Below are 25,887 nucleotides of genomic sequence, written 5' to 3'. Positions count from 1 at the left end.
AACCTTAAACCAGCCTGTAATTGACTATCTTCGCGAACCCAGCAGCGTCCAAACTCGCGCCGCCGACCAATGCTCCGTCAATGTCCTCTTGGCTCATCAATTCGGCGATGTTGTCCGGTTTTACCGAACCGCCGTAAAGAATCCTGACATTGTCCGCGACGGCTTGTCCCTGAATTTCCGAGACCTTCCGACGGATGAATCCGTGCATTTCTTGAGCCTGTTCAGGCGTCGCCGTTTTACCGGTTCCGATCGCCCAGACAGGCTCGTAAGCGATAATAATACGTTCCAGGTCGGAAGTTGTCAAACCGCCCAAACCCTCGCGAACCTGTTCCGCGATAACGTTAAACAATTCCCCGCTTTCGCGCTGGCCGAGGGTTTCGCCAACGCAGACGATCGCCGTCATTCCGGCCGCGAGAGCGGATCTTGTTTTGCGGTTCACGCTCTCGTTCGTTTCGCCGTAAAACTGCCGGCGTTCGGAATGGCCGATAATGACGTGCGAACAACCGGCGTCTTTCAGCATTTCCGCCGAGACTTCGCCGGTATTCGCCGACTGTTTGGGTTCGGCGGCACAGTCCTGCGCGGCGACGCGGATGTTCGAGCCCTCCAAACGGTCGGCGACCGTCTTCAGGTGGACGAACACCGGCGCGATCAAGACCTCGCAATGATTCGCATTCGATACCAGCGGCTTGAGCTCGAGCGCCGTATCGACGGCTTCACCGAGCATCTTGAACATTTTCCAGTTCCCTGCAATTACGGGTTTTCTCATACGTCTAAATCGAAAAACGTGGTTCTTTGGCCTCAGATCCTTACGACGACAATGCAATTCGCGATATTCTGGCTACTCGGAGCAATTCCATTCCAAGCAGAACTCGTCGTCCCTTGATTGCCCTCAATCGTGGGAAAGATTCCATTAACGGAAGTTCCCGTGGCGATCCCGATGTGATCGTTCCGGATCGCAAAAATATCCCCCGATTGAACGTTACCGTCCGCAACCCGCGCATCGGTATGGCGAGCCGCCCAAATCCTCAACCGTCTCCCGCCCCACAAATGAGTCCCGGAAAACGGCAACGGCTGATTCAACCGACGCGACGCCTGAAGATAGCACCAATAAATGAAGGCCCCGCACCACATTCTGTCATTCGCGCCGGCCGCCGTCGGTGAGTCCATTACCCCCTGATCGAAGCCAGCGGTTCGAAGATACACATCGACGATCGGCCCTCGATTCTCCATTCCGATTTCGCGGACGCGTCTTCCTTGTTCGTGGCGGGCAATCTCAACCGCAAGCTCCCGCAACCTATCAAACTCTACCGACATACCTATTTGTCTTCGAGCGCGGCGACGCCCGGCAATTCATCGCCGGCCAAGAATTCGAGCGTTGCGCCGCCGCCCGTCGAGATATGCGAGATCCGTCCCGAAAGCCCGGATTGATTGACCGCCGCCACCGAATCGCCGCCGCCGACGATCGAGATCGCCCCGTGGTCGGTCGCTTCCGCAACCGCGTTCGCGATCGCGAGCGTTCCTTCGTCGAAGGGCTTTTCCTCAAACATTCCCATCGGGCCGTTCCAGATGATCGTTTTCGCGTCCTTTATCGCCGCCGAAAAGATCGCGATCGTTTCGGCGCCGATGTCGAGTCCGACAAGTCCGGCATTCGTGAAATCGACCGGGATCGTCTTTCGCGAATTGAGCGGATCATAACTGTCGACGACCTGATGGTCCGTCGGCAGCAGAAGCTGAACGCCGGCGTCGGCCGCCTGTTTCTGGATCTCGAGCGCCGTCGGCATCATTTCGTCCTCGACGAGCGATTTTCCGATCGTGTACCCGTTCGCCTTGAAAAACGTGTATGCCATCGCGCCGCCGATAAGGAGCTTGTCGACGCGCCGTTCGATGAGCGATTTGATCACCGGGATCTTGTCCGAAACCTTCGCGCCGCCGAGGATCGCGACGAACGGCCGATCCGGATCGTGCAGAGCTTTGCCGAGAAACTCGAGTTCCTTTTCCATCAGGAAGCCGGCGACGCTCTCCGAAACGAATTTCGTGATGCCGGCGGTCGAAGCGTGTGCGCGATGCGCCGTTCCGAACGCATCGTTGACGTACACGTCGCAGAGTTCACCAAGTTGCCGCGCGAATTCTTCGTCATTCTTTTCTTCGCCGGCGTGATAACGGACGTTTTCGAGCAAAAGCACCTGGCCGGGCTCGAGCGCGTCGGCCAGCGTCTTTACATCTGCGCCGATGCAATCGTCGGCGAACTTGATATGATCGTCGCCGGAACCGGGAAGCGCTTTGAGATACTCGAAAACCGGCCGCAGACTGTATTTCGCCGGATCATACGGAATCCCCTTTTCTTCGGCCTTCTTCTTGTCCTTGATCGGGCGACCGAGGTGCGAGGCGACGATCACCTTCGCACCGTTTTCAGAAGCGTAACGGATCGTCGGCAACGCGCCGAGAATTCTGGTGTCGTCGGTAATTTTTCCGTCTTTGATCGGAACGTTGAAATCGACGCGTATAAAAACCCGCTTGCCCTTGATGTCGATGTCTTTGATGGTCTTTTTGTTCATTTTCGTCAGATCGCGCAGAAGTGAAAAAGCGTTCGGGACATCAGCGTTGATCGCCTTTGTGCCGAACGCAGTTATCGTCAGATCGTCGTAACCGCTACTTGAGATTCGACTGCGACTTCGACGTGAGCTTATCGTTGTTGAAGGTGCCGAAGATGTACTTGAAATCTCCGCCATCCCATTTGTACGATTTGATGGTGTATTTCCCTACTTCCGAGCTGAATGTCTCTTCGCCTTCGGACCCGATGATGTCGACGATCGCCTTGTAGGTCATCCCCGTCTTTATCTGGTTGTACTTGTCGAGCGTCAGATCCGCTTTTCCCGAAGTGGTCTTGCTTCCGGGCGACGAGGTCGTCGACGGGCTGTCCGACGTCGAAGGCGACGAACTCGGCGTCGAGGAACTCGAATTCGAGAGATCTCTCCACTTCCCGCACTGGCAGCCCATTACCACCAAAACCAAAGCGATCAAAACAATATTCAGCGTATTTTTGTTCAGCAAATTTTTCATCAGGTTTCTCCTCAGGCTTAGCAATGGCAATAATTTAGCACATTATCCGAAATCGCCAAATCCGAATCTCTAAAAGTCGCTTTCCAATCACGAACGAAGGAAGTCTCAGAGCCCTTTCGCCGCAATATATTTGACCAAATCACGAACCCGGCACGAATAACCCCATTCGTTGTCGTACCACGAAAGGATCTTGATGCACGTGCCGTCGATGACCTTCGTGTTCTCGGCATCGACGATCGACGAATTCGCATTGCCCCGGAAATCGATCGAAACAAGCGGTTCTTCGCTGACCGCCAGAATTCCCTTCATCGCTCCGTTCGCCGCCTCTTTCAACGCCGCATTGACCTCGTCCGTCGAGGTCGATTTTTCGACATTCATCACGACATCGACGAGCGAAACGTTCGGCGTCGGAACGCGGACCGAGATGCCGTCGAATTTGCCTTTGAGTTCCGGAATCACGAGCGCGACGGCCTTCGCGGCTCCGGTCGAGGTCGGGATCATCGAAAGCGCGGCGGCGCGGGCCCGACGCAGATCCTTGTGCGGCAGATCGAGCAGCTGCTGGTCATTCGTGTAGCTATGGATCGTATTCATCAACGCGTTCTTGATGCCGAAGGTGTCGTGGATGACCTTTGCGACCGGTGCCAGACAATTGGTCGTGCACGAGGCGTTCGAAATGATGTGATGTTTCGAAGCGTCGTACATTCCTTCGTTGACACCGAGAACGATCGTCACGTCTTCGCCCTTCGCCGGCGCGCTGATGATGACCTTTTTGACGCTGCCGCGAAGATGTTTCGAGGCGTCTTCAGCCTTCGTGAAGCGGCCTGTCGATTCAATGATGATCTCGGCGCCGACCGAATTCCAGTCAATCGCCGCCGGATCTTTTTCCGAGAACACTTTGAAACTGTCACCGTCGACCCTGATCGTGTCCCCGTCAGCGGAGATATCGTTCTCGAGATTTCCCATTATCGAGTCGTATTTGAGAAGATGCGCCAGCGTCCTGGTATCGGTCAGGTCGTTAACTGCAACAAAATCAATATCTTTGTCGCCGAGACATGTTCTTAAAACGTTGCGTCCGATGCGTCCGAACCCGTTAATTCCAACTTTGATTCCCATTCCGTTATCAATTCCTCCGATCAAAAACAATGTTATATTAAAGACTTGAATTTAACTTAATTTCCGCCAAAGTTCAACGCGAATAGAGGGGAAGTTTTTTGAAACATTGGCATTTGGAGCAGCGTAGTAACCCATTGAGTTTGTAGGCTTTTTTGCACACTTCAAGTACCAAAACTCGGAGCTCTATACATAATGAAAACGTTGCGCTATTTCGCAGTTATATTGTTTCTTCTCGTCCTGTTCACGGCGCACGACGCGGGACTGGTCTCGGGCCAGACTCCGTTGACACCGGCGCAAATTGCGAAAAACACGAACAATTCCAATAAGTCCGCCGAACCGACGGCCGAAGAATCGGGCACGACGATCAACGGCCCGACCTTCGTGACGTCACTATCGCGCGTCGGCGTCCAAACGACGCAGACGCTTCCGCTGACACTCAATGAAGCCATCAGGCGCGCGCTCGAAAACAACAACGACATCGAGATCGCAAAAAACGATGTCAAGATCGCGGAGCTAAGTCTGAAGTCTCTGCTCGGAGTTTACGACGGCGTGTTTACAATCAGTCCGAATTACGACCGCAATTCGACGACCGGAAACAGCGCGACGACCGACTTCAGGGTCACGTCCGACTTCACCAAACAGATTCGCCCCGGCGGCGGCAACCTGCGGGCGTTTTTCAATAACAACCGCACGGAAAACCGTTTCGCGCAGCAGCAGGTCAGCAACGGCTCCGGCGTTTCTTCGGGCGGAGCGATCTACTCTTCAAGCGTCGGCGTGACCTATACGCAGCCGCTTTGGAGGAATTTCGGGATCGATTCGACGCGCCGTCAGATCAAGATTCAGCGAAAGCGTGTATCGCAATCGGATGCGGACTTTCGCCGACAGGCGATCACGACGATCTCGCAGGTTCAGGCGGCATATTGGGATCTTGTTTTTGCGCTTCGTGACCAACAGAACCGCGTTGCCAACCTGAATCTCTCGAAGGAAAACCTCCGGCAGGTCGAGGCACGGATCGCCGCCGGAGCCGCCGCGCCCCTTCAAAAGGCAGAGGTCGAAACCGAGCTTGCCAATCGCGAGTCTGATCTGCTCCTCGCGATCCAGCAGGTCTCAACGACCGAGAATCGCCTCAAGCAACTGCTTCTGAAAGATGCGAACGCCGCCGAATGGTCGCAGCAAGTGGTTCCGACGGACAAGCCGGTCTTCAGTATGAGCGCGGTCGAACTTGACGATGCGCTGAAGGACGCGATGGAGTTTCGTCCCGAACTGAGCCGTCTGAAAACGGAAAAGGAGATCAACAAGATCGACATCGACTATTTTCGCAATCAGTTGCGGCCGAGGATCGACCTGACATCGACGTTCTCGCTCGACGGACTCTCGAGCGGCAACGTCAGCACGGCGAGTTCGCTCGTTCCGCTGATCACACAGCAGACGGCGCCGTTCACGAACGCGACGTCTTTCCTGTACAACCTGATATGCACCAGCCCGACGCCGCCGGCCGGATGCTTACCGATCCCGACATTGACCGTTCCCGGCTCGCCGAGTTATCTGCGCGGAGGATTCTCTCGCTCGATCGGCAATTTTTTCCGTACGGATGCACCGAATTTCACGCTCGGCGTGACGATCAGTTTTCCGTTCAAGAATCAGACCGCAAAGGCCGATCTTGCCTCGGCAAGGATCCAGACGCAGCAGATCGACGCGCGGCTTCGGTCCCAGGAGCAGTCGGTTCTGACCGAAGTCAGGAACGCGGTCCAGGCCCTCGACACATCGCGGCAGCGCGTGCTAGCGGCTAGGCGCGCGAGAGAGAGCGCCGAGATTCAGCTCGAGGGCGAACGAAAACTCCTCGAGGTCGGCAGATCGACGACGTTCCTTCTGTTCCAGCGCGAGAACGCCTTGACGAACGCGCGTAATTCCGAGATCCGCGCCGAAACGGACTATAACAAAGCAGTCGCGGAACTCCAGCGGGTCACGTCCACGACATTTCGCGCCAACAACGTCGAGGTCGAATCGCCGATGACCCAAGACAAATAGCACTCGAAACAAACGAACTCCTCGGGCGGACGCGTCGGCGTCCGCCTTTTTCGCGTTCGGCGGCAACGGATCGGTTTTTCGCGTATTTCGCTTGTTTCGAGGGAAGTTTTCTTCCAATGCGTAATCTGGGTTAAACTCAACACGTGAAGATCACGGCCGTCATCATTGCCTACAACGAGGAAGAAAAGATCGGACGCGCGCTCAAGTCGGTCGACTGGGCCGACGAGATTCTCGTGATCGATTCGCACAGTTCCGACCGGACGGCGGCGGTCGCGACGGAGTTCGGCGCGCGGGTCATCGAACGCGATTGGCCGGGATTTGCGCGACAAAAACAGTTTGGCGTCGATTCGGCGGCAAACGATTGGATCTTCAGCCTCGATGCCGACGAAGAGGTATCGTCCGAACTTCGTACGGAGATCGAACGGCTCCGATCGACGAACGGCACGGATCTGGCCGCCGGCTACCGGATTCCCCGGCTAACCTTTTATATGGACCGCCCGATCCGTCACGGTGGTTGGTATCCGGACTGGCAAACACGTCTTTTCGACCGCCGCCGCGGGCATTGGATCGACACGCTCGTTCACGAGTCCGTCAAGATCGACGGACGCATTGAAAAACTCGGTTCCGACATCCTTCATTTCAGCATCGACAGTGTTGCCGATCACCACCGATTGATCGGCGAACGTTACGCCCCTCTGGCCGCCGAGCAGATGTTCACGGACGGCCGCCGAACCGGCATCCTGCGGGTCCTGACGGCCGGCCCGATCGCCTTTTTGCAGACGTACTTTCTTAAGTTGGGGATCCTCGACGGACTGCCCGGCTTCTGCATCGCCAAGTTCGCCGCACATCACGCTTTTCTGAAACATCTTCTGCTCTTCGAACGCCGGCGCCGGGAGCCTTAGACGTCGCGCTGACCCGCGTACAACTCCAGAATTACCAACGACATCAAACCTTTGGTTTCATTCCGAATTGGGTTATATTTGTAGCTGTGAGATACGGCAATTTTATGAGTAAAATCTTTCTTTTTTCGACCATTGCGTTGATCGTTCTTGCTGTTTCCGTCCCGGCGCAAAACGGCCAGACGAAGGGCATCGACACCCAGACCCAGAAGATCAAGGATGATACCAACAAGACGACCTCGCGCGAGAACGATGTCAGCCGTTCGTGGAACTTTGGCAAGGACAAGACGAAAGTCCGTCCGCGGATCGACAATCCGATCCGGCTCAACTCGCGACGCGACGTGTTGGTCGAGAACATCGTCGACCTGCTTCGCGAAAAAAAGATCATCATCGACGAGGCCGCTTCCCGGCTCAATGACGGTCTGATCGTCACGCAGCCATTTATTTTCGCCAAGGGCGCCGTCATCACGAAGAACGAATTGACCCGGTACGCGCTCGTTCCGATGTCCGACGTTTCCTGGATACGAGGACGCTATTCGCTGACGATCGAGGTTCAGTCGATCGACGGCATCCAGAACAACGTCGCCGTCACCGCGAAGATCGAAGGACTGGCCGGCAGCGGCCTGTCGAGCGAATGGACAAAACTTGAGAGCAGCGGCGCCGCTGAAGAGGAGTTTTTGGTCAGATTGGTCGAAGCGATCACCGGAGTCTCGCCGAACGAACCGGTCGATAACAACGACTAAGGTGTTACAGATGTCAGTCAGAGTTTTCGCGCTTTTGTTGTTCTGCCTGTTGGCACTTATGCCCTCGTCGATGGCCTTTGGTCAGGTCCGGACCGACGGTGACTCCCGGCGCCCGGGCTCGGGGCAGGAGGAGTTGCCGGCAAATATTAAGGAAACTCTCGCCAAACAGCGGATCGAACGCGAGAAGAAAGAATACGATGAACTCCTCAAACGGACGGAAGAAGCCGTCAAGCTGAGCGACGAACTCGAGAAAGCCTTCAACGATTCCAACAAGCTATCCGGGGAAGACCGGAAAAAACTCGATAAACTCGAAAAACTGGTGAAGAAGATCCGCAGCGATCTCGGCGGAAGCGACGACGAGAACGACGAAGTTGAAAAAGACAATGAGGAAGACAAGCCGAACAGCCTGATCGGTGCCTTCAAGTCGCTTCAGTCAAACGCTTCGAAGCTTTTCGACGAGATCAAAAGGTCGACGCGCTACAGTGTTTCCGCCGTTGCCATCCAGAGCTCCAATGTGCTGCTCAAGGTCTTGAAGTTTATCCGTTTCGGCAACTGAACGCACGCTATGATCTCATTTCAACTTCGTCTTTCGAACCTCATCGCGGTTTTGCTTCTTTTCACGGTTCTTTGCGCTGCACAGGACGATCCCGACACGATCACGGTCGAATCGCAGCTTGTCGTCATCAACGCCACGATCACGACCGCGGACGGAAAACCGGCGACCGGTCTCAAACGCGGCCAGTTTCAGGTCTTCGAAGACGGAAAGGAGCAGCGGCTGGAGTTCTTTCTGACTGAAAAAACTCCGTTCGCCGCCGTCATACTCCTTGACACGTCGGGCAGTATGGAACAGCGGGTTTCGCTCGCCCGTTCCGCCGCGATCCAGTTTTTGGACGGGTTGCGGGCCGACGATGTGGCGGCGATTTACAACTTCGATTCGAAAGTCTCGCCGGTGCAGGAATTTTCGGGCTCGCGCGATCTTGCCGAGGGTTTTTTCGACCTCAAAGCGGATGGGATGACCATTCTCAATGATGCCATCGTCCGGGCGGCCGTTGAACTTGAGAAACGGTCCGAAAAGCGCCGGGCGATCATCGTTCTTTCCGACGGCGCCGATACGCGAAGTTCGGCTTCGGCCGACAAGGCCCTCAAAGCGGCGCTCGCCGCAAATGCGACGATATATACGGTCGATATGAGTTCAGCTGATTCGAGCGTCCGCGAACGGTTTCAGAATCAAGGCGCGTTGAAGAATTTCGCCGATAAATCCGGGGGGAAATTCATCGCCACACCCGGCGGCGGCGCGCTTCGCGATGCATTTCGGACCATCGTCCAGGAACTGGGCATCCAGTACACACTCGGCTATCAACCGGCGAACACGGCGAAGGACGGAAAATACCGGACGATAGAATTGAGAGTCACCGACCCCGCACTGACCGTTCGGACCCGCAAGGGCTACAATGCGCCGAAAGCCGGAAAATGAATCCCGTTTCGGTCAAATAGTTGTCTTATTGCGGCTGAGATCGGCGTGGCGCTCGATCGCGAGCGTGATCAGCGCATCGACTACCTGAGAAAACTCAAGCCCCGTTCCTTCCCACATTTTCGGGTACCCGGAGGCGTCGGTAAGCCCGGGCATCGTGTTGATCTCGTTCACGAGAAGCGCGCCGTTGTCGTTGCGCAGAAAGAAGTCGACGCGCGCCAAGCCAGATCCGTCAATTGCCTTGAACGCGGCGATCGACAATTGCTGGACCTTGCGTCCCAGTTCCTCGGACAACGGGGCCGGAACGACGAACTCGTTGCTGCCGGTTCCGGCGTATTTCTCGGTATAGTCAAGAAACTTCTTGCTCGCATCCTTGATGATGTATTCGCCCGGCAAACTCGCACGCGGTTCGTCATTTCCCAGCACCGCGCATTCGATCTCGCGCATTTCGAGACACTCTTCGACAATTATCTTGCGATCGTATTCCGCCGCAAGATCGATCGCATCGCGAAGCTGGATCTTGTTCGAGGCCTTCGAGATACCGACCGACGACCCGAGATTCGCCGGCTTGACGAAACACGGATAACCGAGTTTCGACTCGATCTGCCGGATCGTCGTTTCGTTGTTGTGTTCCCATTCGCTGCGCAGGAACCAGACATATTTGCAGATCGGGAGTCCCGCGTCACGGAACAGTATCTTCATAAAGACCTTGTCCATTCCGCAGGACGATGAAAGAACTCCGCATCCGACGTACGGGATGCCCGCCATCTCGAACAAACCCTGAACAGTTCCGTCCTCGCCGAATGTCCCGTGCAGGATCGGAAAGATCACGTCGAGCGGCCACAGGCGGCTTTCGCCTTCGGCCACCTCAAGCTTGGTGATTCCGCGATACTTCGTATCTCCAAGCACCGCGATGGCGTTTCGCGGAAACTCGCCGATCCGATCGATCATCAGGCTCTGCGTCTCAGGCGGAAAGAACCCGAGCGATTCGACCGGATTCAGCCAGTTGCCGTCACGCGTGATCGCGATCGGCACCACCTCGTATTTGTCTCTGTCGATCTTCTCGATGACCGTTTTGGCCGAACGGACGGCAACTTCGTGCTCGCCCGATCTTCCGCCGAAAACAATTCCGACCGCGATTTTTTTCATAGTCCAAATCCTTAGATAACTAGAGAATCGTCTTTCCGAGCACCGATAGGATCAGTTCTCCGGCAAGTTCGACCGTAATGTTTTGGGCATCGAGCATCGGATTGACCTCGACGATCTCGAACGAACGCATTCCGCCGTGTTCGGCGATGACCTCGAGTGCGAGATGCGCCTCGCGGTATGTGACCCCTCCGCGGACGAGCGTTCCGGAACCCGGAGCGAAGCGAGGATCGATGATATCGACGTCGAAAGTGACCGCAAATCCGTCGGGAGCCTGCGCCGCGATCTCTATCGCGTCCTCGACGCAAGCGAGCATTCCGCGCCGGTCGATGTCCGTCATCGAGAAAAAATTATCCCTTAAACCGAGCTTTCGGATCTCGCGGCGCTCGCCGCTATCGACGTCCCTGGCACCGATGTGCGCGATGTACTTCGGGTTGATCTTCGGTGCGAATCCTTCGAGCGATACGAGTTCCTCGTGTCCGTGACCCAACAGGCAGGCAAGCGGCATCCCGTGAATGTTGCCGGACGGCGAACTCTCGGGCGTGTTGATGTCGGCGTGGGCGTCGAACCAGACCAGTCCGATCTCTTTTCCGCGTTCCCGAAAAAAGGAAGATATCCCGGAAAATGTACCGATCGCGATCGAATGATCGCCGCCGAGAATCACCGGGATCTCGCCAAGCGTCAGGATCGCTTTGACCACTCTCGCCGAATTGCGGCTTGACGCGATCATCTCGGCCAAATGCTTTGGATTCTCGCCGGGGCGCGCATTGTCGGCGGGCCGGACTATTTCAACGTCCCCATGATCGGTGACGTCGTAACCGAGCTCACGGATCTGCCCCGATAGATCGCTGCCGCGAATGTTCGCGAGACGGATTGCCGTTGCGCCGAGTTCGCTGCCTTTTGTTTGAGCGCCGTAGCCGAGCGGAACCCCGACGATCCCGATCTTTTTCCCGGTGCCCGGCAAAATTTCTTCAAACGAAGTCATACAAGGATTCTACATTTCGCCAAAGCCGTTAGCAAAAATCGACACGACCGAGTCCATCGCGATCTTTTCGTCCTCGCCGTCGATCTCAAGTTCGAGCGCCACGCCCTTGGACGCCGCAAGCGTCAAAACGCTGAGAATGGACTTCGCGTCCGCGATGACCGAATTGTCCAGACGATAAAGCCTGATGCGGCTCCGAAAGCCGCTGGCGAGCCTCACGAGCTGCGCCGCGGCGCGCGCGTGCAGTCCGAGATCGTTGATGATCACCACCCGGTCCTTAAGCATCCTTTTTCAGTTTCTGGGGTGCGAGCAGTTCACTCGCCCGGTAGATCGCCTGTTTTCCCTGGGATTCAACGTCCCGGGCCATCTCGGCGAGCGTCATCTCCTTGTTCTGCGCGGCGAGTTTGATGACCATCGGCAGGTTCACGCCCGTGACCATTTCGATATCGTTGTCTTCCATAAACATCGCGGAAATATTCGTCGGTGTGCCGCCGAACATATCCGTCAGGAGCAGAACACCTTTCCCCTGCGACACCCGCTTGATGGCCCGCGCGATCTCGTTCTTCGCCGACTCGACATCGTCGTGCCAGCCGATCGAGACTGCGGCGATATGTCCGAGATCGCCGACCACGGTTTCCGCCGCCGCGACAAGTTCGTTGGCCACCTGACCGTGCGACACGACCACGCCTCCGATTTTCTTCATAACAAACTCCTCAGTTCGTGATGTTCTATTTCTGAATATCCCGGTGCATCACGGACATTTCGACCCCATCATTTGCCAGCGCCTTGCCGAGACGTTCGGCGACCATCACCGACCGATGACGACCGCCCGTACAACCGACGCCGATCGTCAGATACGACTTTCCCTCGCGCCTGTAAAGCGGTATCAGGTACTCCAAAAGTTCCGTGAACCTGCGGATCGTCTCCCCGACCTCGGACTGCTCCTCAAGATAATCAGAAACTTTCGGATTCGTCCCCGGAAGTTCGCGGAGGCCTTTCACAAAATACGGATTCGGGAGATGGCGCACATCGAAAAGAAGGTCGACCTGTCCCGGAACGCCGAATTTATGTCCGAAGGAGACGATCTGGACGTGCAGCGCGTTGCCGTCTTCGCGCAGACCGAAGCGCTGTACGAGGAAATGACGCAGCGTGTGAACCGTGTGCGTCGATGTATCGATGATCAGATCGGCGTTCTTGCGGACGATGTCCATCGCGTCACGCTCCTCACGAACCGCGGCCAGCAGACCGTTTCCGCGATCGGCCGGATGCGGTCGGCGCGTTTCGGAAAACCGGCGCTGCAAAACCTCGTCCGACGCCTCGAAAAACAGGACGGACGGCTCGAGTTTCTTCTTCCTCAACCGTTTTAGTTCGTCCGGAAAGTCGCTCAGGAACTGCCGCTCGCGAATGTCTATGACGAGCGCGGCCTTCTCGATCGAGACGATCTCTTCGTCGTTCGGCAGGAGCAGTCTGGCGAACGTCGAAAGCATCGTCACCGGCAGATTGTCGACGCAAAAATAGCCGAGATCTTCGAACGCATTCGTCGCCGACGACATCCCCGAACCGCTCAGCCCGGTGATCATCACGAATCTCGGCGGGATCGCCCTGTGGTTTTTCTCCGTGATCATATTTGTTCTCTATCCCTGGCCGCCGACCATCGTCTGATGCTTTTCGATAAGGGTTTGCGCGGCGTTGTATCCCGAAAGCTTGAGCAGATAGATTCGCACCGCCGTTTCGACGAGCGTCGAGATCGTCCTTCCCGGACTGACCGGCAGAGCGAATTTTGGAAGCTTCAAACCAAATATCTCTTCCTCCTGGGTTTCGATCCCAAGACGGTCGATCGCGTCGAAGTCGTCCCATTTCTTGAGATTGATGCAAAGCTCGACCTTTTTCGGCTTCCCGAGCGCCGAAATACCGAAGATCTCCCGAACATTGACGATTCCCAATCCGTGGATCTCAAGATAATCACGTATCAGTTCGGGCGCCGAACCTTCCAACTCCGTGCCGACCTTTTTGATCACGACCGAATCGTCGGAAATCAGACGATGGCCGCGACTGATCAGATCGAGCGCGCATTCCGATTTTCCGATTCCCGAATCCCCGACGATCAGGACGCCGATCCCGAACATATCGAGCAGTACGCCGTGAAGCGTCATTTGCGGCGCCAGAATAACCTGAAGGTAGTTCGTCAAATGGAGGATCGCGCTCGAACTGACGAGCGACGTCCGCAGCAGAGGCAGATCGTTCGCGATCGCAAGTTCCCGCAGTTCCGCCGGCGCGTCGAGGTTTTTTGTGATCAGGATGCAGCTGATCTTGGTGACGTCGAGAAAGGAAAGCGCCTTTGCCATTCTCTGAGCATCGAGTTGTTCAAGATAGCTGATTTCGCTCTGGCCGACGATCTGAACGCGGCCGGAGTGTATGTAGTGGGCGAACCCAGCGAGCGCAAGGCCGAGTTTCTGGATCCGGGACGAATCGATGACGCGGTTCGAGAGCCCGTTCTCGCCCGCGAGAACCTCAAGCGCCATTTCTGCCGGCGCCTTTTCGAGCAATTCTCGGATACTGATTGTCGGGGCGGCGTTTTGCATCTGCATTCGCTCAGGCCGCCGGACTGCAAAATGTCTCGGCGGCCCGAACGCGGGTTCTTGCGGCCGTAATTATTCGGCCTTCTTGGCTTTCGCGGGAATCGTACTGACCTTCTGGGCTTTGTGATGCTTATCAGTGACCTTCGTCTTTATCCTCAACGCCTGCTTCTCGATCTTGGCGATCGTCTTCGAAAGCGACTGGTACATATCGTCGAGGACCGTATCGGCAGCGAGCACCTCGTTGCGCCATTTCACGATCACTTCAGATCGGTGGCGTCCTTTCTCAACCTCGATAATTACGTGAGCGCTAATGGCCTGGTCCTCGAATAAGTGATCGAGCCTTTCAAAATGCTCCTCAACGTGAGAACGCAATGCCGGAGTAACTTCAATATGTCGTCCCGTGTATTCGAATTTCATAGATTTGCCCTCTTTTGGTGAACTTGAATTCTGGAAACCCGGAGAAAGTTCGGTTGAGATTTGAACTTCTCCGTCAAATTACTGTTTTCCGTTCTCGCGACCCGGCGATCTGCAACTGGTCACGATACTTTGCAACGGTCCGGCGCGAAAGCTTCACGCCTTCCTTGCTCAAAACCTTGGCGATCTGATCGTCCGTCAATGGTTTTTTGGAATCTTCCTCCTCGATCAACTTTTTGATCCTTAACTTCAAAATTCGCGTCGAAACCTCTTCGCCGTCTTCATTGAGCATTCCCTCGCTGAAGAATCGGCGCAATTCGATCACGCCCTGCGGCGTGTGCGCGTATTTGCGGTTGACGACGCGCGAGATCGTCGAAAGATGCATCCCGATATCCTCGGCCACATCCTTCAGCATCATCGGCTTCAGGCGATCGACTCCGTGGTCGAGAAACTCGCGTTGCTTGGCGACGATGCATTCGACCACCCGATAGATCGTCAGTCGCCGGTGCTCGATGTTCCTCAGAAGATCGATCGCCGACCGAAACTTATCCTTTATGAAATCCTTTGTCTCCTTCGAAACATCGCCCTCGGCGAGAAGCTGCTGGTAGGTCTGGCTTATGCGCAGACGCGGATTTCCTTCGTCCGAAAAGTAGATCACATATTCACCCTCGATCTTCTCGACGTAAACCTCCGGTGAAACGTATATCGGATCGCCTGACGAGTAACGCCGGCCGGGATACGGATCGAGCGCACGGATCTTGTTGATCTCGTCGTTGAGTTCGTGAATCTCGACTCCCGTAAGTTTTGCAAGATGCTGCAGCCGGTGCGGCTGCAGATCTTCAAGGTGATCGCGCACGAGCGAGGCGGCGAGCGTCTCTCCTTCTCCGTTCGCTTCCAGTTGGGCGAGGAGGCACTCTTTGACGTCGCGGGCGCCGCAACCGACCGGTTCGAGTTTGAGGACGACCTGACGGGCGCGCTCGACCACGTCGACCGAACATTTGTTCATTTCCGCGATCTCTTCGAGAGTCGCGTTCAGCCGGCCGTCGCCGTCAAGGTTGCCGATTATCGTAACCGCGGCATCTTCGGTGATGTCATCGATCTGCGTCAGATGAAGCTGCCATTCGAGATGTTCGGTGAGCGATTCCGACCGCGTCAAGAACTGTTCAAAGCTCGGCGCGTCTTCTTTATACTCGATCTCCTGGGTCTTGTATCCGGGGTCCAGATAATCCTGAAACTCACGGCCGAAGTCTATCTCCTCAAACGAGTCCGATCTCTCTTCGCGAAAATCGTCGCCCTCATTCTCGTTCTCATATTCACCGGTCGGCGATTCGTCTCCGAACTCGCCCTTCGATTCAGACGAAAAAGCGTCGCCGGTCTCCGCCGCAGCGGACGTTCCGAACTCGTTCTCCGCCCGGTTGTCCGCTCCGTTGATGAAAGATTCTTCGTGTCCGTCGGCATTCTGATCGAGGATCTTTTCGGAAATCTCCTGAAGCTCCTCGTCGCCCTGAACCTCTTCGAGCATCGGATTCGACTCCATTTCCTGCTGAATGAGATCGGTAAGTTCGAGCGACGTCATTTGCAGCATCTCGATGCGCTGCCGCAACTGGGGCGTCAGCACGAGACTTTGGCGAAGAGATGTTTGCAGTCGCAGAGAAGACATATCTGGTCAGATCTTCGGAGCCGTGGACGATCGGCCTAAGTGTCTCAATTATAACCTCTTATTATCCAAATGTGAAAAAAGTTCAAAAAAAGAATCCGCTACAGACTGAACCGCTCGCCAAGATACAATCGGCGGACATCCTCGTCTTCAACGAGTTCCGACGGATTGCCGCTTTTGAGGATTCGCCCTTCGGCCATAATGTAGGCCCGGTCCGTGATCCCGAGCGTTTCGCGGACATTGTGATCGGTTATCAAAATGCCGATCCCCTGTCCTTTCAGGTACAGGATGATCTCGCGAATATCGTCGATGGCGATCGGATCGATGCCGGCGAAAGGCTCGTCGAGCAAAATATAAAGCGGCTCGGTCGCGAGACATCGCGCGATCTCGACGCGTCGCCGCTCGCCACCCGACAGCGCGTCCCCGCGCGTCTTGCGGACGTGCGCCACGCCAAATTCCTCAAGCAGTTCTTCGAGCCGCGCAAACCTGTCGTGGCGCGGCATTTTCATTGTTTCGAGCACCGCCAGAACATTTTGCTCGGCCGATAGCCTTCGAAAGATCGACGGTTCCTGCGGCAGATATCCGACGCCGAGACGGGCTCTGAGATACATCGGAAGCGACGTCACGTCCCTTCCGTTGAGGAAGATGCTTCCCGCCTCCGAGCTTTCGAGTCCGACCATCATATAGAAAGTCGTCGTTTTGCCCGCCCCGTTCGCGCCGAGGAGGCCGACGATCTCGCCTTGCTGGACGTGCAGACTGACATCGTCCACGACGCGCCGGCGTCCGTACGATTTCTGCAGATGAATCGCGGTGAACGACTCGCCCGCGGACTGCCCGTTCCCGTCAAATGATTCGCTTTCGTTCCCTTCGTGCATCGAATTAGTTCTTTTTGACCTTGTAAACCGATCTGATCCGACCGGTGCTGTTCGGACTCGTCTTCGCTTCGTTGACGACGCGGTTCTCGCGGCTGTTTACCGTGAGCTGCGCACCCTGCGTCGATCCGCTTTCGGCGTCTTCGACGGTCGCCGGATCGCCCCTCAGGATGGCGACCTCGCTGTCGTTGGTATACTGGGCCCACGTTCCGGTCGCGCGCCGTTTCGGCTGCGTGATGATGACGTTCTTCTCCAGCGTCGTCTGCGACATCTCGTTTTTCTCATTCAACAGAATCGTTGCGATGCCGGCCGTCGCGCGATCGCTCCCCTGGCGAATGTCGACCGAATCCTCATAGCGCAGAATCCGAGTCTCGCGGCTGAATGTCATTTTCTGCGACGAAGCGTAGACCGGAACGCTCTTGCGGTCGCTCGTTTTCGCGTCGTAGAGAAGACTCTGAACGGCTCCGTCGGCGAAAAGCTGTCCTTCTTTCTGCCTGACGAAGATCTTTTCGGCACGGATAAAATTGTTTTCCTGCCAGGCGCGCGCGTTCCCGGTGTAGAGTCCGGTTTCCGCGGTGTGATCGAATTCGGCGTTCGCCGATGTCAGAAAGACCGGCTTGTTCGACTGCGAAAACGGCGTCGCGCCGCCGGTCTGCTTTTGATTGTAATACGTCGTCGCGACATTTCCGCGCAGAAACGATCTTTGATTCCGTGTGTCCCAGTCGATCTCATTGGCCTTCGCGCGCGCCTGGGAATCCCAGACGGTCGGCTCGCCGCCGCGTAGCCGAACGAGTTTCTCGCGGGCGGCGAACGTCATCTGACTCGCGATGCCGTTCCGCTCGAGTTCGACGAACTTCGCGCTTCCGATCGCCTCGAACTGTTCGACATCCTGCGTTTTCGAGTCAAACGTCGTCGTCAGCTTGTCGGCCGTCAACGTCTGAACGCCGCGCCCGTCGCGCTTGACGGTCGGTACGCGGACAGTCTGCGTCTTGGTCTGCGCGACACAAATCCTGGCATTGTTGCCGGTCGGAAAGAATTCGCAATCGAAACGCGGCGCCTTGACGGTCGTCCGATAGTTTTCTTCGGTCGCCGATAACGGATCGACCAGCAGTTCGGCGTTTCCGACCGCCTCGGCAAGCCGGATATCCTTGCCGTTCTGATTGAAAAAGGTCTTCACGACATCCGCCGTCAGCGTTTTGTCGGCCGCGTCGGGCGCGCCGTCCGGAGCTTTCATAACGATCGTCGTGCGGCCTTCCGTGCTCAACTGGTCGAGCAATCCGGCATTTTTGAACCCGAGTCGGATGGCACGCGGAGCCGTGAGCGTGACCCGCGAATACTCGCGAGAATTCGTCGGAACAAGCACGGCGGTGCTGCCGCCGACGGCGTTCGCGGAGCGGAGTTGGCTGTCCTCGCCGAAAAAGGCGTTGAGTTCGTCCGCCGAAACCTCGGTCGTGCGCTCCGGCGTCGTTTGGCGCAAGTACGCCGATCCCTTTGAATTTGCGGACTTCACCGCGCGGTTCGGGAACAATTCGGCATTGACGCGGTCGCCCCTGACGAGTTCGCGGCCGTTATCGATCTCGGCGCCGCCGGTGAGCGCTATCCTGCCGTTCGACTGTTCATAGATCGCTTCGGACGAGCGGATATTCGTCAGCCGTCCGTCCTGGACCGTAACAATGTGAACCGCTTCGCGAAGATCGAAGCGGTCCGCGTCCTTTTCATAAACCGCGTGGCCGCAATTGATCTTCGTCGGTTGCGCATCGCCGGACGCCGATTCGATCTCGACATTATCCGTCAGTTCGACGCGCTTGAGTTCGCGGTCGACGGCCGCAAATGCCTTTTCGGCTTTTGTCTTCGACCATTTCGCGTTCGCGGCCGTCGGCTTTTGATGAATGTTCACACCGCCCGAAAATTCTATGGTCCGAACTTCCCTCTCGACGAACCCGACGCTCGCGCGCGCCGCCGTGATATCGGTCGGCTGCGACATTTCGCTGTTCGCGCCGTACGGGATTATCCCGATGAAAACGTTATCCGACAACTCGATCTTCTCCGCCAACTGGTCGACCATCGCGTAGTTTGACGTAATCCGCGCACTCTTGACATTGCTTTTCGCAAGCTTGTCAGCCGGGTCGAGCGCGAAAGCGTCGATCTCGACCTGCGTTTTCAGTTCGAGCCGCTTTTCACGTATGTTGACGAAAGCGCCGACCGATTTGCCCGATATGTTCTCACGTTCGAATTCGACCAGTTCCTCGGCCTCCGCCGTCTCGGACTCTTTTTTGTAGGTGATCTGTTCGGTACGGATCTTCAGAGCGTCGCGGGTTTCGATAGACACCTGTCCGGCAAGATACGCCGTGAAATTCTTGTTTTCGCCGGGGACGTAGATTCCTTTCCCGGCGTTGATTTTGTCGGCCAGGAGACCCGTCTCGTCGAAAACTTCGAAATAGACGTTCTCGAGTTCCTGATGGTTGTCGGAGTATGTCGTCGCTTTCGATGCCTTGATGTAGTATTTCCTGAGATCGCCCTCGGTCTCGGTTCGCTCGTAATCGTTGATCTCGGCGACAACATCCTTCGAAAGCGTTGTCGGAAATCCTTTCATACGAAACTCCTTCGTGGTTCGCGCACGATAGAATCCGATGACGAGCACGAGCAGCGCAAGGATCAACGCAAAGACCGCGACCGCCCGGATTATCCGCGGCAGCCGAGTGCGAAGTTCAAGATTCTTCAGGTTCTTGCGATGGCTTTCCGACACTTTGCTAATTATCCGTTCTCAGATCCTCTACAACAAGTTGCAAACGCGTATTCCCCTGCCACGAATTCGCTTCCGGGGTGTAGGCTATTTCGATGCGTGAACGCGGGGTCAGCGTTTGCCCTTTTGATTTTTCGACGCCGTCCCACCAGACCGCTTCGAACTGTTTGCCGCCGTCGTCCGCAAGTTTGAGTTTGAGGTGTTTCTCTTTCATTACAAAAGGTTCCTCGCGCAGGATCAGGTCTTTGGTGGCAAAGACCGGCTTTGGATTGCCGGCGCCGTATGGTTCGAGCAGTTTCAGCATTTCGACGAGTTTCAGGTCGAGTGTTTGGGTCGAGACCTGCGCGTCGATGTTGATCTCAGGTATCAGTTCCTCGGGCGCGATGTTCGCGGCCGCATGTTCGTTGACGCGGCGCCGGAGTTCGTCGATGTTCCCGGCGTGGATCTTCATCCCGGCGGCGGCGGCGTGACCGCCGTACTGTTCGAACAGATCGCCGCACGAATCGAGTCCGTGGAGCAGGTGATAGCCGCCGATCGAACGCGCCGAGCCGTGCCCGACGCCGTCTTCGAGCGAGATCACGATCGACGGCCGGTGCAATTTGTCGGTGATCTTCGAAGCGGCCAGCCCGATCACCCCTCGATGCCAATTTTCGCCGGCGACGACCGCGACGTGGAACTGATTCGCCGCGCCGCCCTTTTCGACGTACTCTGCGAGCGCGAGTTGCGTGATCTCAAGCTGGATCTTCTGGCGCTCGCGATTTCGGCTGTCGAGAATCTCGGCGAGTTCGCGCGCCCTGCCGAACGATTCGGCCTCAAAAAGTTCGACGACCTGACGCGCGACATCCATCCGGCCCGCGGCGTTGATGCGCGGCGCGATCCGGAAACCGATATGAAAACTCGTCATTTCGGACCTGCAGTCCGAAACCTCCATCAGCGCTTTCAGTCCGAAATTTCTGGCCGACGGCAGATCCTGAAGCCCGATCTTGACGATCGCGCGATTCTCGCCGGTAAGCTGCATTATGTCCGCAATCGTCCCGATCGCGACGACCTTCAGGAATCCGTCGACAACGTTTTCGCGCCCTTTCTCACGCAGCAGAGCGTGCGCAAGTTTGAAGGCGACGCCGACTCCGGCGAGATGCTTGTCGGGATATTCGCAGCCGGGCTGGTTCGGATTGACGATCGCGTAGGCCGCCGGCAATCCGTGGTCTTTTGTCAGGTGATGGTCGGTGACGATAACGTCCATCCCGTTTTCGGCCGCCCACGCGATTGGTTCGAACGCGGTGCTGCCGCAATCTACGGTGATGACGAGCGTGTAGCCTTCTTCCTTTGCCTTTTCAAGCGCCGGAATGTTGAGTCCGTAACCTTCCGTAAAACGGTTCGGAACGTGATAACCCGTTTCGGCGCCGATCATTTGGAGCGCGCGCCGCAGGACGACGGTTCCGGTCGTCCCGTCAACGTCGTAATCGCCCCAGATCAGTATCTTCTCTCCGGCTTCGATCGCCTTCAGGATCCGCGTTACGGCTTTCGGCAGGTCTTTAAGAAGCGTCGGTTCGTGGAGATCGTCGCGCGTCGGATTCATAAAGGCGTACGCCGTCTCCGGGGTGTCGAAGCCGCGCGAGATCAGCATCGCGGCGATCAGCGGCGGGATGTTCAGGGCCGAGGCGAGATTCGAGACGACTTCGCGGTCGTGTTTTTGGATATTCCAGCGTTTCTTCATCAGTGAGATGTCTGTTCAAACCTGCGGACTAATGACGCCTTTCCAGAGGAGCACGAGGATTACGACGCCGACGATCAACCGGTAAACAACGAAAACCCCGGTCGAACGCTTGCGCAAAAACGCCAGCAGAAACCATATCGACAGGTATCCGACGACTGCCGCGGCCAGGGTTCCGACCGCGAGCGCGACCATTTCATCGCTCGACAGGAGCCGTTTGTCGATCGCTTCCTTGAGTTCAAGCAGTCCGCTGGCCGTGATCGCAGGGATCATCAGCAGAAACGAAAAGCGGGCCGCCGCCTCACGCATCTGTCCCGCGAAAAGCCCGCCCATGATCGTCGACCCCGAACGGCTGGCGCCCGGTATCAAAGACAGGACTTGTGCAAATCCGACTGCAAGCGCGTCGATGAGCCCGAATTGTTTCAGGTCGCGTTCCTGTTTTCCGACCGACTCGGCGAAAAACAAACCAACCGCAATGACGATCATCATCGTCGCGATGACCCAGAGGTTCTTTGTCGCGGGGCCCTCGATGACCTTCTTGAACGCGAGTCCGACGGTCCCGATGGGAATCGAACCGATTATGATCAGCCAGCCGAGCCAAGCCTCTTCCGAGAGCCACATCGGGCGGACGCCGTTGGTTCCCGAAAAGGTCAGACCGCGCCGATTCGTGAGAAGGGCGACGTGGTCGCGCACGAACGCGCTCGAGATCTCCCAAATGTCGGATGCGAAATAGACGAAAACCGCGGCCAGAGTGCCGAGTTGGATAACGGCCATCGTCGCCGTGATCTGCTCCGGATTTCCGCCGTAGACGTCCGTTACGCGGCTTGCAAAAACCAAGTGGGCGGTCGACGAGATAGGGATGAACTCGGTCAATCCCTGAACGATTCCAAGGATGATCGCCTGTAAAAGATTCATATGTCGGGCAAGTTAATGTAAAACTTTAAGAATTGTCTTACTTTTGAACCGTTTCGTCAAAAAGTGAAGACGTTTCAATCGCTGTCCTCGCGGTAGTTCGCGCCGCCGGCGATCCTGTCGTAAAGCCAACCCGGAAAGAACCGGCCAAGCCGGACAACGCTCGCGAGTTGCCATGGAAACGCGGCAAAGCGCTTCCGGCGTTCGATCGCGCGGATAAAAAGCGGGATCGCATTGTCGAGTTGCATCAGGAAAGGCAGTTTATGCTTGCGATTGGCCGTAAGCGGCGTAAGTATGAACCCCGGCTCGATCACGGTGACGCTGACTCCCGAGCCGATCAGATCGAGCCGCAGACTCTCGAAGAAATTCGTCAGCGCGCCTTTGCTCGCCGAATAGGACGCCGAGCGCGGAAGTCCGCGGATTCCGGCGAGGCTCGAGATCGCGACGAGCTGGCCCGATCCGTGTTTGATCATCGCCGGGAGCGTCGCCGTGACGGCGTTGACGGCGCCCATAAAATTGACCTCAAACACCTTCTTGACGTCGGTCGTCGTCAGATCGCGGGCGTGTCGCGGGCCGCCGATCCCGGCGTTGCAAATGAGAATGTCGATCCGGCCAAACTCGTCCCGCAAGGCTTGCGCCGCGTCAGCGACGCCGGCTTCGTCGATCACATCGCACGCAAACACGCGCGCCAGTCCGCCCTTTGCCTCGCACGATTTCGCAATCTCCCGAAGCAGATCCTCGCGGCGCGCGAGCAGTCCAAGGGTCGCGCCCTTTTTTGCAAGCGCGACGGCCAGCGCCTCGCCGATTCCGCTCGAAGCGCCCGTCAAAAAAACGACTTTGTCCTTCCAGTCCATATTCAACACACCTCGTCAACGACCGGCCGGAGCGCTCGCAACGCGCTCGCGAGATCGTTTTGTCTGATCAGCAGATGGTCCCTCGAAAACGAGGATACGGCAACGATCGGGATCTTCGCTTCCGCCAGCACACGCGAGATCTCGGCGATGAAGCCGGTGACCGAGAAATCGAGTTCGACGTCGAAGGTCAGAAGCCGGAAACCGTTTTCGATCCGCGCCGAACCGGCCGCCGACCGCAGCGACGCGAGATCGATCTCGTCGAGCACGAGCGTCGTTTCGAAGCGATCCTTGAAGATCATAAACGGAACGCTCATCCGCGGCGACGCCTCCGGATCGGCAAGGACCGTGTTCCAGTCCTCGCCGGTCAGCGAAACGATCGCGAAGGTTTCCGGCGCGACGTTGATCTTCGCCGTCTTCAAGATCTCGGTTATAGAATTTGTCATTGGTCGCCAAGTTCGATCGAAGCTTGCAGAAAAACGCGCCGAAAATTCCTTTTGTAAGATTTTCTTCGCAAAAACCATTATATTATATGCCGAATTCAACACGGCTGGCGACAAGCCGGCCGAACTTTAATCAATACCAAAAAGGAGCAGAAAATGAACATCTCCCAAAGCTGTTTGGACATCATCAAGAAGTGGGAAGGCTTCAAAGCGGAAGCCTACCTCGATCCGGTCGGTATTCCGACCGTCGGCTACGGTACGACGCGCTATCCGACGGGTCTTCGGGTCAAACTCGGCGAGCGGATTTCGGAGGCGCAGGCGGAAGCGTATCTCAAGTTCGAAACGGACGAAACGGTCGAATCGCTGAACATCATCCTGAAAGACTCAAAGGTCAACCAGAATCAGTTCGACGCGCTCGTCTCGCTTTGCTACAACATCGGCGTCGGCGGATTTCGCGAAAGCACGATCCTCAGGGAGATCAAGTCCGGCAACTTCCCTGCTGCCGCGGCCGCGTTTATGTTGTGGAACAAAGGCACGGTGAAAGGCGTCAAGAAAGTCCTTCCCGGTCTGACGAAACGGCGGGCAGACGAGCGCGCCTTGTTCGAACGCGCGGGCGCCGCCGGAAAACCGATCGTCGTCGAAGCGTCCGCCCAGGATACGGTGACGCGCCTTGAGGGCTTTCGTGAAGGCGCGAAGAATGTCATCGTCGCCTACCGCGACAGCGAAGTCGTTGAGATCCTCAGCTTGGAAAGCTCGCTCAAGGAAGAACTGATATCGACGCTCCGGCAGTACAAAAACGCGATGTCGTTCGATTTTGCGCCCGCCGGTTCGACGATTCCAAAAGGAACGCGGATCGAGATCGTCGCAAGATCGGCGGAGATCCGTTCGATCGGCGAAGCGCCGCCGTTTGCAGGACGGCTTCTGGTCAGCGGTATGTCTGACGACGCGGCCGAAATCGGGATAGCAACGCTTCAAAGTCGGCTCAAGGAACTCGGTTACTACAAGGACGACGTTGACGGCGCGTTCGGAAAGGTCACCGACGCCGCCGTCCGCGCCTTTCAATCTGACGTTTTCGGACTCGCTGACGCAGACGGAAAGGTCGGGCCCAAAACGTGGGGAAAACTATGGGGCGCTCCGCTGCCGACGCCGATCGCGCCGTCGCAAACGGCGGTTGGCGGCAAGCACTATTTGCTTTTGACGCGGACGATGACCAAGGATTCGTCGGGTTGCTTTCGTTTGAAGCTCGATTATTTCAAAGACGGGCAGCTCAGGGATTCGCTTTTTGTCGTTTCCGGGCAACCCAAACGGCAGTTCTTCAGAACCGGGCGCGAAAGCGTGCGCGGGTCGTACGAACCGCTTCCGGAAGGCAAATGGATCGTCCGCGACGTGATCTGGGCGGGCGCGAAAGACGTTTACGACAAGAGAGTGCACAAAGAAGGCATCGGCCCGGCAAAGATCCCGGTGGACTTCGTTCCGAAAACCGGCACAAGGCGCGACCTGATCCAGATACACATCGACTGGAACCGCTCGAACGCGCCCGGGACCGCCGGTTGCATCGGCGTCGCGTCGGTCTCCGATTTCAAGCGCCTCGTCACCTGGCTCCGCGAATCCGATCCGCGCGACCTTTTCGTCGACTGGGGACTTGGAACCGTACGAATTCCCTGAAGCGGCTGCCCCCGAACCCGGACGTGGTGGTCAACAAAATGATGCGGGTCCAAGCGAATGGCTTGGACCCGTTTTGTGTTAAACCCGGAATGCAGGTCCTGCTTCGGGAGCTTTGAAGAACCGGGTTGAGCGAGACAGATCGTCTTTCTTTCACGGATTAACACAGATTGGCGGGATGGATCGGATTTGTTTCACTCAACGGGGACATTCTCAAACACCGAACCCCTTTTACCCCAAATCCGGCGTTTTGAACTTGATATTCAAGACAGTATCTTAATTCAAGGCATCGCTACGCGATTCGCGTTCGCCGGACGGATCGTCGAACCCCGGCAATCCAAAATCCAACATTTCCAAAATCTAAAATCCAAAATCCGAAATGGGTGGGCCAGCATAGGGCGGGCGTAGGCGTTGCCCTGTTTCGAGTTGCGCCCGATGCGCGGCGCGTCTCCGCCCGTCTGCTTGATCCGCTCTCGTGATCCCGAAGTAGCAGGCGAATTTGCGTTTGGTCAGGAAGCACGCGATCTCTCCGGTGGCGGCGAGAAGGGGCGCGCCGATCGATCGCCGGGCGAAGTCGGAGGAATGCATCTTGGAAGTT

At 56.7% G+C, this 25,887-nt stretch carries 24 protein-coding genes; 6 read left to right on the top strand and 18 right to left on the bottom strand.

Features of this window, described 5'->3' with window-relative positions; translation table 11 throughout:
• Window positions 1-4 precede the first annotated feature (4 nt).
• The 4 genes from IPN69_11655 to gap all read right to left on the bottom strand — a co-directional run bounded on the left by IPN69_11655 (window position 5) and on the right by gap (window position 4,173).
• Entirely contained in the window at window positions 5-766 is a 762-nt protein-coding gene (locus tag IPN69_11655) for a triose-phosphate isomerase (protein ID MBK8811371.1), read from the bottom strand.
• A gap of 550 nt (window positions 767-1,316) precedes the next feature.
• Window positions 1,317-2,555, bottom strand: a complete 1,239-nt coding sequence (locus IPN69_11650; protein ID MBK8811370.1) for a phosphoglycerate kinase — start codon at window positions 2,553-2,555, stop codon at window positions 1,317-1,319.
• Window positions 2,556-2,649: 94 nt separating this feature from the next.
• Window positions 2,650-2,997, bottom strand: a complete 348-nt coding sequence (locus IPN69_11645) for a hypothetical protein (GenBank protein ID MBK8811369.1) — start codon at window positions 2,995-2,997, stop codon at window positions 2,650-2,652.
• A 168-nt stretch (window positions 2,998-3,165) separates the two neighbouring features.
• Window positions 3,166-4,173, bottom strand: a complete 1,008-nt coding sequence (gap, locus tag IPN69_11640) for a type I glyceraldehyde-3-phosphate dehydrogenase (GenBank protein MBK8811368.1) — start codon at window positions 4,171-4,173, stop codon at window positions 3,166-3,168.
• A gap of 192 nt (window positions 4,174-4,365) precedes the next feature.
• On the opposite strand from gap, the gene IPN69_11635 reads away from it, so the two are divergent.
• The 5 genes from IPN69_11635 (at window position 4,366) to IPN69_11615 (ending at window position 9,317) form a co-directional block, all read left to right on the top strand.
• Complete coding sequence (locus tag IPN69_11635) at window positions 4,366-6,201, top strand: TolC family protein (GenBank protein MBK8811367.1); 1,836 nt, start codon at window positions 4,366-4,368, stop codon at window positions 6,199-6,201.
• Window positions 6,202-6,344: 143 nt separating this feature from the next.
• Entirely contained in the window at window positions 6,345-7,103 is a 759-nt protein-coding gene (locus tag IPN69_11630; protein ID MBK8811366.1) for a glycosyltransferase family 2 protein, read from the top strand.
• A 104-nt stretch (window positions 7,104-7,207) separates the two neighbouring features.
• Window positions 7,208-7,843, top strand: a complete 636-nt coding sequence (locus tag IPN69_11625; protein MBK8811365.1) for a hypothetical protein — start codon at window positions 7,208-7,210, stop codon at window positions 7,841-7,843.
• Between the two features lie 10 nt (window positions 7,844-7,853).
• The gene (locus IPN69_11620; protein ID MBK8811364.1) at window positions 7,854-8,399 is read left to right on the top strand and encodes a hypothetical protein; all 546 of its coding nucleotides are present in this window, start codon (window positions 7,854-7,856) and stop codon (window positions 8,397-8,399) included.
• Between the two features lie 9 nt (window positions 8,400-8,408).
• Complete coding sequence (locus IPN69_11615) at window positions 8,409-9,317, top strand: VWA domain-containing protein (GenBank protein ID MBK8811363.1); 909 nt, start codon at window positions 8,409-8,411, stop codon at window positions 9,315-9,317.
• 12 nt (window positions 9,318-9,329) lie between these two features.
• On the opposite strand, the gene IPN69_11610 is transcribed toward IPN69_11615, so the two are convergent.
• The 14 genes from IPN69_11610 to IPN69_11545 all read right to left on the bottom strand — a co-directional run bounded on the left by IPN69_11610 (window position 9,330) and on the right by IPN69_11545 (window position 23,630).
• Window positions 9,330-10,463, bottom strand: a complete 1,134-nt coding sequence (locus IPN69_11610) for a D-alanine--D-alanine ligase (GenBank protein ID MBK8811362.1) — start codon at window positions 10,461-10,463, stop codon at window positions 9,330-9,332.
• A 19-nt stretch (window positions 10,464-10,482) separates the two neighbouring features.
• Window positions 10,483-11,445 carry an arginase gene (rocF, locus tag IPN69_11605; protein MBK8811361.1) on the bottom strand — a complete coding sequence of 321 codons (963 nt, stop codon included), beginning with the start codon at window positions 11,443-11,445 and terminating at the stop codon, window positions 10,483-10,485.
• Between the two features lie 9 nt (window positions 11,446-11,454).
• Window positions 11,455-11,727, bottom strand: coding sequence for an HPr family phosphocarrier protein (locus IPN69_11600; GenBank protein MBK8811360.1), 273 nt, complete (start codon window positions 11,725-11,727; stop codon window positions 11,455-11,457).
• Complete coding sequence (locus IPN69_11595; protein MBK8811359.1) at window positions 11,720-12,145, bottom strand: PTS sugar transporter subunit IIA; 426 nt, start codon at window positions 12,143-12,145, stop codon at window positions 11,720-11,722. The genes IPN69_11600 and IPN69_11595 overlap by 8 nt, the downstream gene beginning before the upstream one ends.
• Window positions 12,146-12,170: 25 nt before the next feature.
• Window positions 12,171-13,067: an RNase adapter RapZ gene (rapZ, locus tag IPN69_11590; protein ID MBK8811358.1), complete on the bottom strand. Its 897-nt coding sequence runs from the start codon at window positions 13,065-13,067 to the stop codon at window positions 12,171-12,173.
• Window positions 13,068-13,076: 9 nt separating this feature from the next.
• Window positions 13,077-14,024, bottom strand: coding sequence for an HPr(Ser) kinase/phosphatase (hprK, locus tag IPN69_11585; GenBank protein ID MBK8811357.1), 948 nt, complete (start codon window positions 14,022-14,024; stop codon window positions 13,077-13,079).
• Between the two features lie 69 nt (window positions 14,025-14,093).
• Complete coding sequence (raiA, locus tag IPN69_11580) at window positions 14,094-14,438, bottom strand: ribosome-associated translation inhibitor RaiA (GenBank protein MBK8811356.1); 345 nt, start codon at window positions 14,436-14,438, stop codon at window positions 14,094-14,096.
• A gap of 73 nt (window positions 14,439-14,511) precedes the next feature.
• Window positions 14,512-16,095, bottom strand: coding sequence for an RNA polymerase factor sigma-54 (gene rpoN / locus IPN69_11575; protein MBK8811355.1), 1,584 nt, complete (start codon window positions 16,093-16,095; stop codon window positions 14,512-14,514).
• A 98-nt stretch (window positions 16,096-16,193) separates the two neighbouring features.
• Window positions 16,194-16,967, bottom strand: a complete 774-nt coding sequence (gene lptB, locus IPN69_11570; GenBank protein MBK8811354.1) for an LPS export ABC transporter ATP-binding protein — start codon at window positions 16,965-16,967, stop codon at window positions 16,194-16,196.
• Between the two features lie 4 nt (window positions 16,968-16,971).
• A complete protein-coding gene (lptC, locus tag IPN69_11565; GenBank protein MBK8811353.1) occupies window positions 16,972-19,710 on the bottom strand; it encodes an LPS export ABC transporter periplasmic protein LptC in 2,739 nt (912 codons plus the stop codon).
• A 4-nt stretch (window positions 19,711-19,714) separates the two neighbouring features.
• A complete protein-coding gene (gene recJ / locus IPN69_11560) occupies window positions 19,715-21,424 on the bottom strand; it encodes a single-stranded-DNA-specific exonuclease RecJ (GenBank protein MBK8811352.1) in 1,710 nt (569 codons plus the stop codon).
• Window positions 21,425-21,439: 15 nt separating this feature from the next.
• On the bottom strand, window positions 21,440-22,336 hold the full coding sequence (gene uppP, locus IPN69_11555; protein ID MBK8811351.1) for an undecaprenyl-diphosphatase UppP: 897 nt from the start codon (window positions 22,334-22,336) through the stop codon (window positions 21,440-21,442).
• 74 nt (window positions 22,337-22,410) lie between these two features.
• Entirely contained in the window at window positions 22,411-23,187 is a 777-nt protein-coding gene (locus IPN69_11550; protein MBK8811350.1) for an SDR family NAD(P)-dependent oxidoreductase, read from the bottom strand.
• Window positions 23,188-23,189: 2 nt separating this feature from the next.
• On the bottom strand, window positions 23,190-23,630 hold the full coding sequence (locus IPN69_11545) for an ACT domain-containing protein (GenBank protein MBK8811349.1): 441 nt from the start codon (window positions 23,628-23,630) through the stop codon (window positions 23,190-23,192).
• Between the two features lie 153 nt (window positions 23,631-23,783).
• Between IPN69_11545 and IPN69_11540 the strand changes: the two genes are divergently transcribed.
• Window positions 23,784-25,292: a glycoside hydrolase family protein gene (locus IPN69_11540; GenBank protein ID MBK8811348.1), complete on the top strand. Its 1,509-nt coding sequence runs from the start codon at window positions 23,784-23,786 to the stop codon at window positions 25,290-25,292.
• Window positions 25,293-25,887: the final 595 nt, after the last annotated feature.

The sequence above is a fragment of the Acidobacteriota bacterium genome, from assembly GCA_016715115.1.
Lineage (GTDB): Bacteria > Acidobacteriota > Blastocatellia > Pyrinomonadales > Pyrinomonadaceae > JAFDVJ01.
Note: the sequence above shows the minus strand (reverse complement) of the source record. Positions and strands in the feature narration are given on the sequence as shown.